The organism is Streptomyces sp. NBC_00704 (genome assembly GCF_036226605.1).
Taxonomy (GTDB): Bacteria; Actinomycetota; Actinomycetes; order Streptomycetales; family Streptomycetaceae; genus Streptomyces.
In genome coordinates, this window is sequence record NZ_CP109000.1 from 4487026 (window position 1) to 4503846 (window position 16821).

Consider the following 16821-nt stretch of genomic DNA (forward strand, 5'->3'; position numbering starts at 1 on the left):
GGAGGATCCGTGGACCTGTCCCTGTCGACCCGTACCGTCGGCGATCGTACGGTCGTCGAGGTCGGTGGCGAAATCGACGTATATACCGCGCCCAAGTTGCGCGAGCAGCTGGTCGAGCTGGTGAACGACGGGAATTTCCACCTCGTCGTCGACATGGAGGGCGTGGACTTCCTCGACTCCACCGGGCTCGGCGTGCTGGTCGGCGGACTGAAGCGGGTGCGTGCCCATGAGGGCTCGCTCCGGCTGGTCTGCAACCAGGAGCGTATTTTGAAGATCTTCCGCATCACTGGTCTGACCAAGGTGTTCCCGATTCACACCTCGGTCGACGAAGCGGTCGCTGCCACCGACTGACCACCTCGTCCCGGGTCGCCGCGCGCGGCCCGGGCGCGGTCGGTCGACCAAAGAAGGGGTCCGGGCCCAGGCGGCCCGGCCCCCTGACAGCACGCCCGTAGTTCCGAGGGGGACGTATGGCCACCGTTGAACTCCGCTTCAGCGCGCTGCCCGAGCACGTCAGGACCGCCCGACTGGTGGCGGCGGCGGTGGCGCGCAGGGCCGGAGTGGACGAGGCCGTGCTGGACGAGGTCAGACTCGCCGTCGGCGAGGCCTGTTCCCGCGCCGTCGGACTGCACCAGAGCGTCGGCATCACCGCCCCGGTGAAGGTCCAGCTGATCGAAGAGGAGAAGCAGTTCTCCATCGAGGTCGGCGACGAGGCGCCCCGTTCGGCGCCCGGCGACCGCGCGCCCGGTTCCGGCGGGGACGTGGAGGCCGAGGAGGACGAGATGGGCCTCGCGGTCATCAGCGGCCTGGTCGACGATGTGGAGGTCACCGCCGGAGAGCACGGCGGCTGGATCCGCATGACCTGGCCGAGGGCCTCGGCGGCGGCCACACCCGTCTGAGCCGTCCACGCGGAGCACGCCGACCAAACAGTCTTCTCACCCGAAGGGCCCCACTCCGGTGGGGCCCTTCGGCATGCAGGCCTACCCGGACGAGGTCTTTTCTGCACGCGGCCCCACCCTGGCGGGCCTTCGGCATGCGGGCCCCACTCGGTTGGGGTCTTCGGTAGCTCCGCCCACTCCGGTGGGGCCCCTCGGCATGCGCGCACCAGGGGTCTCGGGCATGCTGACACTGGTCTCAAGAAGTGAATCATGGGACGCCGGGTCATGAGGTGGCGAAAATCGACTGCAATTCGTGAAGCAATTCACGATCAATGCCCTGAAGGCATTACTTGACGAAAAGGCGAATTTCGTTTCCCACGCTCTGTTTTGATCAGGTTCCGGTACCTACAATCCGTCCACATCTTGAGCTCAGCCCAAGCGTCAAGGAGGACGAATGGCGGGGCTTCACACCTCTCATCCGTTGGACCACCCCACAACTCTCGCAGCGGCAGAACTGACCGACGGCAACCGCCTGCTCGTGGTGGTCATCGCGGTCGTGGCACTGGCCGCGCTCGTGGTCGCGGGCGTACTGCTGCGCCAGGTGCTCGCGGCCGGCGACGGCACCGACAGCATGAAGAAGATCGCGGCGGCGGTCCAGGAAGGCGCCAACGCCTATCTGGCGCGCCAACTGCGCACGCTCGGCGTATTCGCCGTCGTCGTGTTCTTCCTGCTCATGCTGCTTCCCGCGGACGACTGGAATCAGCGGGCCGGCCGGTCGATCTTCTTCCTGATCGGCGCCGCGTTCTCGGCCGCCACCGGCTATATCGGCATGTGGCTCGCCGTCCGCAGTAATGTGCGCGTCGCCGCGGCGGCCCGGGAAGCGACTCCGGGAAAAGGAGAACCCGAAAAGGATCTCACCGCCGTCTCGCACAAGGCGATGAAGATCGCCTTCCGCACGGGCGGCGTCGTCGGCATGTTCACGGTGGGGCTCGGCCTGCTCGGGGCCGCCTGCGTGGTGCTGGTGTACGCGGCCGACGCGCCGAAGGTGCTGGAGGGATTCGGTCTCGGCGCCGCCCTCATCGCCATGTTCATGAGGGTCGGCGGCGGGATCTTCACCAAGGCAGCCGACGTCGGCGCCGACCTGGTCGGCAAGGTGGAGCAGGGCATTCCGGAGGACGACCCGCGCAATGCCGCGACCATCGCCGACAACGTGGGCGACAACGTCGGCGACTGCGCGGGCATGGCGGCGGACCTCTTCGAGTCGTACGCCGTCACCCTCGTGGCCGCCCTGATCCTCGGCAAAGCGGCCTTCGGCGACGCCGGACTCGCCTTCCCGCTGCTCGTCCCCGCGATCGGCGTGCTCACGGCCATGGTCGGGATCTTCGCGGTCGCCCCACGCCGCGCCGACCGCAGCGGCATGTCCGCGATCAACCGGGGCTTCTTCATCTCCGCGGTGATCTCGCTCGTGCTGGTCGCCGTGGCCGTCTTCGTCTACCTCCCCGGCAAGTACGCGGACCTGGACGGCGTCACCGACGCCGCCGTCCAGGGCAAGGACGGCGATCCCCGTGTCCTCGCCCTGGTGGCCGTGGCGATCGGCATCGTCCTGGCCGCGGTCATCCAGCAGCTGACGGGCTACTTCACCGAGACCTCCCGCCGCCCTGTGCGCGACATCGGCAAGTCGTCGCTGACCGGCCCCGCGACGGTCGTCCTGGCCGGCATCTCGGTCGGACTCGAGTCGGCCGTCTACACCGCGTTGCTGATCGGCCTGAGCGTCTACGGGGCCTTCCTGCTCGGTGGCACGTCGATCATGCTGGCGCTGTTCGCGGTGGCGCTGGCCGGCACCGGGCTGCTCACCACGGTCGGCGTGATCGTGGCGATGGACACCTTCGGGCCGGTCTCCGACAACGCGCAGGGCATCGCTGAGATGTCCGGCGACGTCGAGGGCGCGGGCGCGCAGGTGCTCACCAACCTCGACGCCGTCGGCAACACGACCAAGGCCATCACCAAGGGCATCGCCATCGCCACCGCGGTCCTGGCCGCGTCGGCGCTCTTCGGGTCCTACCGGGACGCGATCACGACCGGCGCGCAGGACGTCGGCGAGGAGCTGTCCGGAGCGGGCGCGCCGCTGACCCTGATGATGGACATCTCGCAGCCCAACAACCTCGTCGGCCTCATCGCGGGCGCCGCGGTCGTCTTCCTCTTCTCCGGGCTGGCGATCAACGCGGTCTCCCGGTCGGCCGGTTCCGTGGTGTTCGAGGTGCGGCGGCAGTTCCGCGAGCACCCCGGGATCATGGACTACAGCGAGGAACCGGAGTACGGCAAGGTCGTCGACATCTGCACCCGCGACGCCCTGCGCGAGCTGGCCACACCGGGACTGCTCGCCGTGCTGGCGCCCGTCTTCATCGGGTTCACCCTCGGCGTCGGGGCGCTGGGCGCGTTCCTGGCGGGCGCGATCGGCACCGGCACGCTGATGGCCGTCTTCCTGGCCAACTCCGGCGGCGCGTGGGACAACGCGAAGAAACTCGTCGAGGACGGCCACCACGGCGGCAAGGGCAGCGAGGCGCACGCCGCGACGGTGATCGGCGACACGGTCGGCGACCCGTTCAAGGACACCGCCGGTCCCGCGATCAACCCGCTGCTGAAGGTGATGAACCTGGTGGCGCTGCTCATCGCGCCCGCCGTGATCAAGTTCAGTTACGGCGACGACAAGAGCATCGGCGTGCGGATCATGATCGCGCTCGTCGCGCTGGCCGTCATCGTGGTCGCGGTCTACGTCTCCAAGCGGCGCGGCATCGCCGTGGGGGACGAGGACAACGCGGGGACGGCGGCCAAGTCGGCCGATCCCGCGGTGGTTTCGTAGACCTGCTCACCGGTGCTCGGCTCAACGGGCGGGCGGACGGCACGGGTTGCCGCTCCGCCCGCCCGTTGTGCGGGGTGTGTGACCATGCCGTGACCCTTCTCTCTCTTGGTGCAAATGGCTTTATTCCTCCGCATAGCAGACATTCGTACTGGGGTTGTCGCCGGGTTGCCGTGTATGTTCCGGGGCCGAGAGCCATGGAAGGGACCAATCCGGTGAACAAGAAGCTCGCGGCCGCACTGTCCGGCGGTGCGGTACTGGTACTGGCGCTGTCCGGGTGCAGCAGCGACGACGGCGGCAACAAGGAACTCGACGCCTGGGCCAAGCAGGTCTGCGACGCCCTGCCCGCCCAGGACGCGAAGGTCGACGCGGCGAACGCCGCGATCAAGCAGGCCGCCACCGACAACAACGCGCCGGCGAACGTCCAGAAGACCGACTCGCAGGCCTTCCAGGACATGTCCGACGCCTACAACGCGCTCGCCCAGGCCGTGCAGAAGGCGGGAACGCCGCCCGGAGTCGAGGGCGGCGAGAAGAAGCAGAAGGACGCCGTCTCCGCGCTCACCGCCCTCTCGACCTCCTACGCCGGCCTGAAGAAGCAGGTCGACGCGCTGGACACGAAGGACCAGGCGAAGTTCGCCGACGGTTTGCAGAACATCGCCACCGACCTCGGCAAGCTCAGCAAGAGCGGCAACACCGCGCTGAAGAACCTCGAAGAGGGCGACGTCAAGAACGCCATGGCCCAGCAGGAGAGCTGCAAGAAGGTCGCCGCGTCCGCCAAGGCGGGCGCCACGTCGAGCTGACAACCGCACGGCCTGAAGGGCCTGAACGGCCTGAACGGTCCGGACGGCCCGCAGGGCATCCGGCGGCTTCCCGCGCCTCGGGGGGAAGCCGCCGCGGTGGTGACGGGAGACAATGGGACGCGTGAGCAACGCCACCCCGTCCCCCCTGCCCTCGGCCGACCGTCCCGAGGTCGCCGCCCTGCTGCGCGAGGCCCTCCTCGAGGCCTCCTTCACCGCGGACGGCCTCCTCGACCTGCTCGGCGCCCCCGCCTACGCGGCCCTCGCCCGCAGCGAGACCGTGCCCGCGCTGCGCGCGACCCGCGGGGACACGCCGCTGGAGACGCTCGTCCGCCTGTTCCTGCTGCAACAGCCGGTGCCGCACACGCGCGTGGCGGAGTTCCTGCCGGTACACGCGTGCGTGGAGAGCGGCTGGCTGGCCCCCGCGGGCCCGGACGAGGTGGCCGCGACCGTCGACGTACGCCCCTACGGCGGCCCGGACGGCGAGGACTGGTTCATCGTGTCCGACCTGGGCTGCGCGGTGGGCGGCGCCGGCGGCAGCGCGAGCGAGGGCCGGCAGGCGGACGCGGCGGTCGTCCTGGGCGTGGGAGGCGCGTCGACGACCCTCGCCGGCATCACCGTGCGCAAGCCCGTCGCCGCCGCCCTCGACCTCGGGACCGGGTCAGGCATCCAGGCGCTGCACGCCGCCCAGCACGCCACGCGCGTGACGGCGACCGACCTCAACCCGCGTGCCCTGCACATCACCGCGCTCACCCTCGCCCTGTCCGCGGCCCCGGCCGCCGACCTGCGCGAGGGCTCCCTGTTCGAGCCGCTCCACGACGACGAGACGTACGACCTGATCGTCTCGAACCCGCCGTTCGTGATCTCTCCGGGCGCCCGTCTGACCTACCGGGACGGCGGGATGGGCGGGGACGATCTGTGCCGCTCGGTCGTTCAGGGAGCGGGGCAACGACTGAACGACGGCGGATTCGCCCAGTTCCTCGCGAACTGGCAGCACGTGGAGGGGGAGGACTGGCAGGACAGGGTCAGGTCATGGGTGCCACGCGGCTGCGACGCGTGGATCGTGCAGCGTGAGGTGCAGGACGTCACCCAGTACGCGGAACTGTGGCTGCGCGACGCCGGCGACCACCGGGGCGACCAGGCCGCGTACCAGGCACGTTACGACGCCTGGCTGGACGAGTTCGAGGCGCGCAAGGTGAAGGCCGTCGGATTCGGCTGGATCACGCTGCGCAGGACGACGGCCGCGGAGCCCGTGATCACGGTGGAGGAGTGGCCGCACCCGGTCGAACAGCCGCTCGGCGACACGGTCCTGGCGCACTTCGACCGGCTCGACCACCTGCGCACGCACGACGACGCGGCGCTCCTCGCCGGACACTTCCGTCTGGCCGCTGAGGTCGTCCAGGAGCAGGTCGGACTGCCGGGCGCCGAGGACCCGGAGCACGTCGTGCTGCGGCAGAACCGCGGCATGCGCCGGGCCACCAAGGTGGACACGGTCGGCGCCGGCTTCGCGGGCGTGTGCGACGGCACGCTCAGCGCCGGCCGGATCCTCGACGCCATCGCGCAACTGGTCGGCGAGGACCCGGTGCTGCTGCGGGACCGCACTCCGGCCCAGATCCGCCTGCTGGTGGAACAGGGCTTCCTCGAACCCGCCCAGTGACCGCGGAGCCCGCCGGCGCCGGATCCTCCCGGCATCCGGCGTCGCCCGTGTCCCGGCGTTCACCTCGGGTTCGCCGGGGCGTCGTCCGCGCGTGCCAGGCTCCCCTGTCCGAGGCGGGACCGAAGCCCGTCCGAGGCGGATACGAGATCGGTCCCCGCGGGTCCGAGGCGGGTCCGGCCGGATCCGGGGCGGGTCCGGAGCGGGCGTGAGCGGGAGAACAGGAGCGGGGCCGGCATGGACAGTGCGCCGACGATCTTCGCGGGGATGGCGTTCGTCCTGTTCGCGGGCGCGCTCCTGGTGTGGACCGCCGTCCGGGTCCGGCACCGTGAACCCGTGGCCCAGGATGTGAGCCCCGTCGCATCGGCGACCCTGGCCGGTCTCGCCGCGGTCGCCGCGCTGGTCCTCGGCGTGTGGTGCCTCGCACGCCCCTGACGCCGCCGGGGGATCATGCCCGGCCACGCCGGGATCACCGCGCGGACCACCGGCGGGGCCGGATCGCGGCACGTCCGCGAGGACGGCGCCGGATCTTCCTCCGGGCGGCGCGAGCGCGGTCCCGCCGATCTCCCGCCGACAAAGGGGACGACGTGTTCCGGCCGAACGGAAAAGGGCCGGTCGGTACTCCGGGCGGCAGGAATGGCGGTAGTCGGGTTACCGTTCGAGTGGCCGTTGCGGGCTTTTCCCGTTTGACACGGGGGCGGGATGTACCGTCACACTCCGCAGCGTCCCCATGACCCGACCCCGGGAGCAAGGCCTGGGGAGGCCCCAGCGTCGATCCGGAGAGAAGAGCGAAGTTGTCCCCGACCAGCGAGACCGCACACGGCGGCCGCCGACTCGTGATCGTCGAGTCGCCTGCCAAGGCGAAGACGATCAAGGGTTATCTCGGCCCCGGCTACATCGTCGAGGCCAGCGTCGGGCACATCCGCGACCTTCCCAACGGCGCCGCGGAGGTGCCGGACCAGTACACGGGCGAGGTGCGCCGCCTCGGTGTGGACGTCGAACACGACTTCCAGCCGATCTATGTCGTCAACGCCGACAAGAGGGCGCAGGTCAAGAAGCTCAAGGACCTCCTCAAGGAGTCCGACGAACTCTTCCTCGCCACCGATGAGGACCGGGAGGGCGAGGCGATCGCCTGGCACCTCCAGGAAGTCCTCAAGCCGAAGATCCCCGTCAAGCGGATGGTCTTCCACGAGATCACCAAGGACGCGATCCGGGCCGCCGTCGCCAATCCGCGCCAGCTCAACCAGAAGCTCGTCGACGCCCAGGAGACCCGCCGCATCCTCGACCGCCTCTACGGCTACGAGGTCTCGCCGGTCCTGTGGAAGAAGGTCATGCCGCGTCTGTCGGCCGGCCGTGTCCAGTCCGTCGCCACCCGTCTCGTCGTCGAGCGGGAACGCGAGCGCATCGCGTTTCGTTCTGCTGAGTACTGGGACCTGACGGGCACCTTCGCGACCGGCCGCGCGGGAGACTCGTCGGACCCGTCGTCGCTGGTCGCCCGCCTGCACGCCGTCGACGGCAGGCGGGTCGCGCAGGGCCGCGACTTCGACTCCCTGGGACAACTCAAGAGCGCGAACACCCTCCACCTCGACGAGGCGAACGCCCGCGCCCTGGCCGCCGCCCTGGAGAACACGCGGTTCGCCGTACGGTCCGTCGAGTCCAAGCCGTATCGGCGCTCGCCGTACGCCCCGTTCCGTACGACGACGCTGCAACAGGAGGCCAGCCGCAAGCTCGGCTTCGGTGCCAAGGCCACCATGCAGGTCGCGCAGAAGCTGTACGAGAACGGCTTCATCACGTACATGCGAACCGACTCCACGACGCTGAGCGACACCGCCGTGTCCGCGGCTCGTGCCCAGGTCACGCAGCTGTACGGGGCCGACTACCTGCCGGTGCAGCCGCGCACGTACGCCGGGAAGGTCAAGAACGCGCAGGAGGCGCACGAGGCGATCCGCCCCTCCGGCGACCGTTTCCGCACGCCTGCCGAGACGGGCCTCAGCGGCGACCAGTTCAGGCTCTACGAGCTGATCTGGAAGCGCACGGTCGCCTCCCAGATGAAGGACGCCATCGGCAACAGCGTTACGGTGAAGATCGCCGGCACGGCGGCCGACGGCCGGGACGCCGAATTCAGCGCCTCCGGCAAGACCATCACCTTCCACGGCTTCCTGAAGGCGTACGTCGAGGGCGCCGACGACCCGAACGCCGAGCTGGACGACCGCGAGCGCCGCCTGCCCCAGGTGAGCGAGGGCGACGCCCTGTCCGCCGAGGAGATCACGGTCGACGGGCACGCCACGAAGCCCCCGGCCCGCTACACCGAGGCCAGCCTCGTCAAGGAGCTCGAAGAGCGCGAGATCGGCCGCCCGTCGACATACGCGTCGATCATCGGCACGATCCTCGACCGCGGCTACGTCTTCAAGAAGGGCACGGCACTCGTCCCGTCCTTCCTGTCGTTCGCCGTGGTCAACCTGCTGGAGAAGCACTTCGGCCGGCTCGTCGACTACGACTTCACCGCCAGGATGGAGGACGACCTCGACCGCATCGCCCGCGGTGAGGCGCGTGCCGTCCCGTGGCTGAAGCGGTTCTACTTCGGCGAGGGCAGCGGCACGGGCGAGGGCGGCGCCGCCGACGCCGGCAACGGCGACGGCGACCACCTCGGCGGCCTCAAGGAGCTGGTGACCGACCTCGGCGCGATCGACGCGCGCGAAGTGTCCTCGTTCCCCGTGGGCGACGGCATCGTGCTGCGCGTGGGCCGCTACGGCCCCTACATCGAGCGCGGCGAGAAGGACTCCGAGGGCCACCAGCGCGCGGACATCCCCGAGGACCTCGCACCCGACGAGCTGACCGTCGAGCTCGCCGAGGAACTGCTCGCCAAGCCGAGCGGCGACTTCGAGCTGGGCGCCGACCCGGAGTCCGGCCACCAGATCATCGCCAGGGACGGCCGCTACGGCCCGTACGTCACCGAGGTGCTCCCCGAAGGCACGCCGAAGACCGGCAAGAACGCCGTGAAGCCGCGCACGGCCTCGCTGTTCAAGTCGATGTCCCTGGACACGGTGACGCTGGCGGACGCCCTCAAGCTGATGTCCCTGCCGCGTGTCGTCGGCACGGACGCCGAGGGCGTGGAGATCACCGCGCAGAACGGCCGCTACGGCCCGTACCTGAAGAAGGGCACGGACTCGCGCTCGCTCCAGACCGAGGACCAGCTCTTCACGATCACGCTCGAAGAGGCGCTGGAGATCTACGCCCAGCCCAAGCAGCGCGGCCGGGCCGCCGCCAAGCCGCCGCTGAAGGAGCTGGGCACCGACCCGGTCAGCGAGAAGCCGGTCGTGGTCAAGGACGGCCGCTTCGGGCCGTACGTGACCGACGGCGAGACCAACGCGACCCTGCGCTCCGGCGACAGCGTCGAGGAGATCACCCCGGAGCGCGGCTACGAGCTGCTCGCCGAGAAGCGCGCCAAGGCGCCCGCCAAGAAGACGGCGAAGAAGGCGACCGCGAAGAAGGCGACGGCCAAGAAGGCGGCCCCGGCGAAGAAGACGGCCGCCAAGAAGACCACCGCAAAGACGACGACGGCCGCCAAGAAGACGACCACCGCCAAGAAGACGACCGCGAAGAAGGCGACGGCCTCCCCGTCGGCCTCCTCGGAGGACTGACGGCCCGACGGGTCCCAGGACCGGTCACCGTTTCTCCACGGCACGTTCGCGAAACGAACGCCCCGGCATCACTTTGGTGTCGGGGCGGTCGTACGTGCGGACGCGGGCCCCGGGGTGTCAGCCGCGGCCGATAGGCTGAAAGCATGACGCGAGCCGAGCAGCCAACGGCCCACCACCCGGCCCCGGACGACGCCCTGGTGGCCGACTCCCGCGAGCGCGCAGTGCGCGCCCTGCTGCGCGAACCGCAGCTCAAGCGCCTCTGGAGCGCGCAGTTGGTGGGCGGAGTCGCAGACGCCCTCGCCCTCCTGGTCTTCGTCCTCCTCGTCCTCCAGGCGGCCATCGCCGAAGGCTCCTTCGGCGGCGGCTACCGAGGCGTGGCGTTCGCAGTGGCGATCGTCTTCGGGGTACGGATCCTGGCCACCCTCCTCTTCGGCGCCGTCCTGCTGGGCCCGCTGACGGCACTGACGTCCCCCGAAGGCCCACTCGACCGCCGGTGGACCATGGTCGGCGCGGACGGGCTGCGCGCCGTGCTGCTGATCGTCGCCCCCCTGTGGATCGACTGGACGCCCGACGACGCACTCGCCCTGCTGCTCGTCACGGTGTTCGTGACGGGCGTCGCCGAACGGTTCTGGACGGTCGCCCGCGAGAGCGCGGCGCCCGCCCTGCTGCCCGCCCCGCCCCCGGAGGGCGCGACCGTACGACCGCTGCCCGACCACATGGACGCCCTGCGCCGCCTCTCGCTGCGCACCGGCTTCCTGACCATCCCGCTCGGCGCGGCCACCCTGGTGGTCGCCGCCCTGTTCAACAACCTTCTGGGCACCGGGATCGCCTGGTTCGACCAGCACCAGGCGGCCCTCGCCTCGTACGTCGCCGGCGGGCTCTTCGCCGGATGCCTGTCGATCGTGACCTTCCTGGAGCTGCCGGCCGTACGCACCCCGCGCCCGCGGTCGCCCCTCGAAGGCCTGCGCCGCCCCCGGACCGCCACCGGCGTCGACTCGGGCCGCACGGGCGTGATCCCGCTGCTGGTGCTCGCCTGCGCCGCCGTCGCGGGCGCGATCTCCGCGTCCGTCGCCGTGGCCGTCCTGCACGCCAAGGACCTGGGCGGCGGCCCGGTGCTCTACGGACTCCTCGTGCTCGGGCTGACCGGCGGAGTCGTCGTCGGCGTCCGCACGGCGCCCAAGGTGCTGGTGTCGCTGTCGCGGCGCCGCCTGCTCGCCCTCGCCATCGCCTTCACGGGCGTGGCGCTCCTCGCCGCCGGACTGGTCCCGGACGTCACCAGCGTGCTGCTGGTCATGGTCCTCGCGGGCGTCGGCGCGGGCGTCGCCGCCAACACCGGGCACTCCCTGCTCGACCAGGAGACCGAGGACCACCGCCGCACGCGCACGACCGAGCACCTGCACGCCGTCGTACGGGTCCTCGTGGCACTGGGCGCGGTGCTCGCCCCGCTGGTCGCGGCGCTCATCGGGCCGCACCGGCTGGAAAACGGCAAGTTCGTCTTCGCGCACGGCGGGGCCGCCTTCACGCTGATGCTGGTCGGCGCCCTACTGCTCCCGGTGGCCGCCCTGGTCCTCGCCAAGGTCGACGACCGCTCCGGCGTCCCCCTCAGGAAGGACCTGCGGGACGCACTGATGGGCGGCGACGACCCGGTGACGGCGCCCGCCGCGAACGGCTTCTTCATCGCCCTGGAGGGGGGCGACGGCGCCGGCAAGTCCACCCAGGCCGAGGCCCTCGCCGAGTGGATCAGGGCCAAGGGCCACGAGGTCGTCCTCACGCGTGAGCCGGGGGCCACGCCCGTCGGCAAGCGGCTGCGCTCGATCCTGCTGGACGTCTCCAGCGCCGGCCTCTCGCACCGCGCGGAAGCCCTGCTGTACGCGGCGGACCGCGCGGAGCACGTCGACACGGTCGTGCGGCCCGCCCTGGAGCGCGGCGCCGTGGTGATCACCGACCGGTACGTCGACTCGTCCGTGGCCTACCAGGGCGCGGGCCGCGATCTGTCCCCGACCGAGATCGCACGGATCTCGCGCTGGGCGACGGACGGCCTGGTGCCCCACCTGACGGTCCTGCTGGACGTCTCCCCGGAGGCCGCCCGCGAGCGGTTCACGGAGGCCCCCGACCGTCTGGAGTCGGAGCCCGCGGAGTTCCACGCGCGCGTGCGCGCCGGTTTCCTCACGCTCGCCGCCGCAGACCCCGGCCGCTACCTCGTCGTCGACGCGGCGCAGGAGCCCGAGGCCGTCACCACCGCCGTCCGGCACCGGCTCGACCAGCTGCTGCCCCTGTCCGAGGCCGAGATCAAGGCCCAGGAGGAGGCGCGCAGGAAGGCCGAGGAGGAGGCCCGCCGCAAGGCCGAGGAAGAAGCGGCCCGCAAGGCCGAGGAGGAGCGCCTGGAGCGTGAGCGCCAGGAGCAGCTCGCCAAGCTGCGCGCCGAGGAGGAGGAGCGCAAGCGGCGCGAGCTGGAGGAGGCGCAGCGGCGCGAGGCCGAACGGCAGGCCGAAGAGGCGCGGCTGCGGGCCGAGGAGGCACGCAAGCGCGCCGAGGAGGAGCGGGCCCGCCTCATCGCGGAGGAGAAGGCCCGCGCCGAGGAGGAGGCCCGCCGCAAGGCGGAAGAGGAGCGCCGGCGCAAGCAGGCCGAGGAGGAGGCCCGGCTGCGCGCCGAGGCCGAGAGCCGTCGGCTGGAGAAGCAGCGCAAGGCCGAGGAGGCGCTGCTGCGGGCCGAGGAGGCACGGCGAGCGGCGGAGCAGGCGGCCGCCGCCGCGCAGCTCGGCCCGAAGCCGGCCCGCTCCGGTCCCCCCGCGGGACCGGCGGTCCCGCCGGAGGCGGTGACCGTGCCCACGCCGGTGGTCACGCCGACGAACGCGTCGGGCGGCCCGGTGGACGAGACGGCGGTGCTGCCGCCGGTCCGGACGGACCGGACGGACCGGACGGACCGAACGGACAAGGAGCCCGAGCGGCCCTCCCGCCCGTCCGCAGGGACCTCCGCGAAGCGGTCTCCCGCCGGGGGAAGGGACGCCGGAGTCACGGACGCCGGGGGGACGGACGCGGAGGTCACGGCCGAGCTGCCGCAGCCGCCGCGGCCCGCGTCGGCCGTTCCCGCGGACGACGAGACGGCGGTCCTGCCTCCGGTGCGCGGCGGGCGGGGCCGGAGCGGCCCGACCGACCGGCGACTGCCCGGTCCCGAGGAGGAGACGGCCGTACTTCCTCCCGTGCGGGACGACAGCCCGTCGGACCGGGTCCCGCCGGGCTACTTCCGCGACGAGCGTGACGACCGCGACGCACGCGGCGGAGCCGGGCCGGACGGCACCGACGACCGCACCCGTGAGCTGCCGCAGCTCGACGAGGAGGGCGAGCCCCGGCACCGGCCGCGTCCGGACTGGGCCGAGGAGACCCCCCTCGACGATCTGCCGACCCTCGCGGACGAACTCCTGGGACCGCACCGGGACGACGACGGCCCCTCCGAGGGCCGGGGCGGCCGGGGCAGGCGCCGCTGAACACGCGCACTCCGGTGAACGCGCCCGCCGCCGAGAAAGGGGGGAGCGGCCCGACGACCGGGCCGCTCGCGCCTGACCCCGGCGGCCCGGCGGCCCGGCATGGCCGGGACGGGCGGGATCGCCGAGGCTTATGGGGCAAACGGGACCGATGGGACTGACGGGACTGACGGACCCGATTGTCAGTGGCTGACCGCACAATGGAAGCCACAGCGCGAATCGTGACGAAAGGGCGGGGCGACGCATGACCGTGTGGGACGACCTCATCGGCCAGGAAAAGGTGAGCGAGCAGCTGACCGCCGCCGCCCGGGACGCCGACGCGTTCGTCACCGCGGCCGCCGCCCGCACCGCCCCGCCGGAGGCGTCGAGGATGACGCACGCCTGGCTGTTCACCGGCCCGCCCGGCGGCGGCCGGACCCAGGTGGCACGGGCCTTCGCGGCCGCCCTGCAGTGCGTGAGTCCCGACCGGGCGCTCGGCGGCGTTCCCGGCTGCGGGTTCTGCGACGGCTGCCATACGGCGCTCATCGGCACCCACGCCGACGTCACCACGGTCGCGGCCGTGGGCGCCCAGATCCTCGCGGACGACATGCGCGACACCGTCCGCAAGTCGTACACCTCGCCCGCCACGGGCCGCTGGCAGATCATCCTCGTCGAGGACGCCGAGCGGCTCAACGAGAAGTCCGCCAACGCCGTCCTGAAGGCGGTGGAGGAGCCGGCGCCCCGCACGGTGTGGATGCTGTGCGCGCCCTCCCTGGAGGACGTGCTGCCCACGATCCGCTCCCGCTGCCGGCACCTGAACCTGCGCACGCCCTCGGTCGAGGCGGTCGCCGACATGCTCGTACGGCGGGAGGGCGTCGAGCCGGCCGTCGCCGCGGCCGCCGCCCGGGCCACCCAGGGCCATGTCGACCGGGCCCGGCGCCTCGCCACCGACCCCGCCGCGCGCGAGCGCCGGGCGGCCGTGCTGAAACTGCCCCTGCGCGTCGACGACGTCGGCAACTGCCTCAGAGCCGCCCAAGAGCTGGTCGACGCTGCCGCCGAGGACGCCAAACAGCTCGCGGAGGAGACGGACGGCAAGGAGACCGAGGAGCTGAAGGCGGCGATGGGAGCGGTCCAGGGCGGCCGGATGCCGCGCGGCACCGCGGGTGTGATGAAGGACCTGGAGGACAAGCAGAAGCGCCGCAGAACGCGGACGCAGCGCGACAGCCTCGACGTCGCGCTCACCGACCTGACGGCCTTCTACCGCGACGTCCTCGCGATCCAGCTGGGCTCCCGCGTCGCGATCGCCAACGCGGACGCCGAAGAGGCGCTGCAACGGCTCGCCCGCGGCAGCAGCCCGGAGTCGACCCTGCGCCGGATCGACGCCATCGCCGCGTGCAGAGAGGCCCTGGACCGCAACGTCGCTCCGCTGCTGGCGGTCGAGGCGATGACGATGGCACTGAGAGCGGGCTGACGCGGAACAGCCGCCTGACGCGGAACAGCGGCCTGACGTAGGACGGCGGCCTGACGCAGAACAGCGAGCTGGGCGCATCGAGCCTGCGTGGGGTGAGCCCAGCCTGATACGGCGGGGCAGGGATGCGGCCGGTACCGGCCCGAGCAGGCGGCGGCACCGGACCGAACCGGGGTTGTCGGTCCGGGGCCGGGGCCGGGGTCGGCAGCGGCCGGTACGAGCGGACCGCGTCGGGGCGTGGGTATGCGCACGAGCCCGCACAAGAGAACCGGCAGGAGAACCGGCAAGAGAGCGGGCGCGTGCCGGGGCGAGTCGTCGACCGGGGTTGACGGGGTCCCTCGTCCGTGGCAGTTGGCGGACGCAGGGCGTTCATCCCGTCGCACAGAGTTACGCTCGCTGAATGCACATCAGGCGCTCCCTCCGCAGGTCCCGTGCCGGCGTCACGCTGCTCTCCCTCGCCGCGCTGCTCCTCTCCGGCTGCTCCGCGAACGAGCCGGCCAGCTCCGCGGGCTCCGCGGCGGTTGCTGCGCTGGCCGCGCTGCCGCGGGCCACGCCGTCGGCGCTCTCCCCGTACTACGGGCAGAAACTGAGCTGGCGCGACTGCGGTGTTCCCGGCTTCCGGTGCGCCACCATGAAGGCGCCGCTCGACTACGCGAAGCCGGGCGCCGGGGACCTCCGGCTCGCCGTCGCCCGCAAGAAGGCGACGGGCCCGGGCAAGCGGCTCGGCTCGCTGCAGGTGAACCCGGGCGGTCCGGGCGGCTCGGCAGTGGGCTACCTCCAGCAGTACGCCGGCGTCGGCTACCCCGCCGAGGTCCGCGCCCGCTACGACATGGTCGCCGTCGACCCGCGGGGCGTGGCCCGCAGCGAACCCGTCGAGTGCCTGAACGGGCGGCCGATGGACGCGTACACGCAGACCGACACCACCCCCGACGACCAGCGGGAGAAGACCCGCCTCGTCGACGCCTTCAAAAAGTTCGCGGAGGGCTGCGGAGCGCACGCGCCCAAGCTGCTGCGGCACGTCTCCACCGTGGAAGCGGCCCGGGACATGGACATCCTGCGCGCGATCCTGGGCGACCGGAGGCTGACATACGTGGGGGCGTCGTACGGCACGTTCCTCGGCGCCACGTACGCGGGCCTGTTCCCGGACCGGGTGGGCCGGCTCGTCCTGGACGGCGCGATGGACCCGTCGCTGCCCGCCCGCAGGCTGAACCTGGACCAGACGGCGGGCTTCGAGACGGCGTTCCAGTCGTTCGCGAAGGACTGCGTGCGGCAAGCCGACTGCCCGCTCGGCGGCAAGGGCGCCAAACCGGCCCAGGTCGGCGCCGACCTGAAGGAATTCTTCCGCAGGCTCGACGCGCACCCGATCCCCACCGGCGACGCGGGGGGTCGCAAGCTCGGCGAGGCCCTCGCCACCACCGGCGTGATCGCGGCGATGTACGACGAGAGCACGTGGGAGCAACTGCGCGAGGCGCTGACCTCGGCGATCAGGGAGAACGACGGCGCGGGACTGCTCGCCCTCTCCGACAGCTACTACGAGCGCGACCCGCGAGGGCGCTACGCCAACCTGATGTCCGCCAACGCGGCCGTCAACTGCCTGGACCTCCCGGCGGCGTTCGACACCCCGGAGCAGGTCGAGAAGGCACTGCCGTCCTTCGAGAAGGCGTCCCCGGTCTTCGGCGAGGGCCTCGCCTGGGCCTCCCTGAGCTGCGCGTACTGGCCGGTCGCGCCCACGGGAGCGCCGCACCGCATCCAGGCCAAGGGCGCCGCGCCCATCGTCGTCGTCGGCACCACCCGCGACCCGGCCACGCCCTACCCGTGGGCCCGCTCCCTCGCGAGCCAGCTCGCCTCCGGCCGCCTCCTCACCTACGAGGGCGACGGCCACACCGCCTACGGCCGCGGCAGCGCCTGCATCGACTCCGCGATCAACGCCTACCTCCTCCACGGAACCCCTCCGGCGAAGGGAAAGCGCTGCTCATAGACCCCCCAACCGGCCCTCCACCCCCGCACCCCGGGCGGGTTCGGAGCACCCCCGGAAACTGTGTAGACTTACCGACGTTGCTGATCGCAC

10 protein-coding genes are annotated in these 16821 nt (G+C 72.0%); all 10 read left to right on the forward strand.

Translation table 11 applies throughout. The features are described 5' to 3' along the window. Nucleotides 1-9: 9 nt before the first annotated feature. The 10 genes from bldG (at nt 10) to OG802_RS19705 (ending at nt 16731) form a co-directional block, all read left to right on the forward strand. Nucleotides 10-351: an anti-sigma factor antagonist BldG gene (gene bldG, locus OG802_RS19660; RefSeq protein WP_009189842.1), complete on the forward strand. Its 342-nt coding sequence runs from the start codon at nt 10-12 to the stop codon at nt 349-351. A gap of 116 nt (nt 352-467) precedes the next feature. Beyond that, the gene (locus OG802_RS19665; protein ID WP_329412267.1) at nt 468-896 is read left to right on the forward strand and encodes an ATP-binding protein; all 429 of its coding nucleotides are present in this window, start codon (nt 468-470) and stop codon (nt 894-896) included. 433 nt (nt 897-1329) lie between these two features. Then, the gene (locus tag OG802_RS19670) at nt 1330-3735 is read left to right on the forward strand and encodes a sodium-translocating pyrophosphatase (RefSeq protein ID WP_329412269.1); all 2406 of its coding nucleotides are present in this window, start codon (nt 1330-1332) and stop codon (nt 3733-3735) included. 194 nt (nt 3736-3929) lie between these two features. Then, on the forward strand, nt 3930-4532 hold the full coding sequence (locus OG802_RS19675) for a small secreted protein (protein WP_329412270.1): 603 nt from the start codon (nt 3930-3932) through the stop codon (nt 4530-4532). Between the two features lie 112 nt (nt 4533-4644). Then, nucleotides 4645-6186, forward strand: coding sequence for a DUF7059 domain-containing protein (locus OG802_RS19680; protein WP_443055281.1), 1542 nt, complete (start codon nt 4645-4647; stop codon nt 6184-6186). A gap of 234 nt (nt 6187-6420) precedes the next feature. Beyond that, nucleotides 6421-6618: a hypothetical protein gene (locus OG802_RS19685; protein WP_329412273.1), complete on the forward strand. Its 198-nt coding sequence runs from the start codon at nt 6421-6423 to the stop codon at nt 6616-6618. A 359-nt stretch (nt 6619-6977) separates the two neighbouring features. After that, nucleotides 6978-9824: a type I DNA topoisomerase gene (gene topA / locus OG802_RS19690; protein WP_329412275.1), complete on the forward strand. Its 2847-nt coding sequence runs from the start codon at nt 6978-6980 to the stop codon at nt 9822-9824. Nucleotides 9825-9967: 143 nt separating this feature from the next. Next, nucleotides 9968-13309 (forward strand): dTMP kinase, encoded by a 3342-nt coding sequence (tmk, locus tag OG802_RS19695; RefSeq protein ID WP_329412277.1) that lies wholly within the window; start codon nt 9968-9970, stop codon nt 13307-13309. 241 nt (nt 13310-13550) lie between these two features. Further along, on the forward strand, nt 13551-14756 hold the full coding sequence (locus OG802_RS19700) for a DNA polymerase III subunit delta' (RefSeq protein ID WP_329412279.1): 1206 nt from the start codon (nt 13551-13553) through the stop codon (nt 14754-14756). A gap of 397 nt (nt 14757-15153) precedes the next feature. Continuing rightward, nucleotides 15154-16731, forward strand: a complete 1578-nt coding sequence (locus OG802_RS19705) for an alpha/beta hydrolase (RefSeq protein WP_329412281.1) — start codon at nt 15154-15156, stop codon at nt 16729-16731. Nucleotides 16732-16821 lie beyond the last annotated feature (90 nt).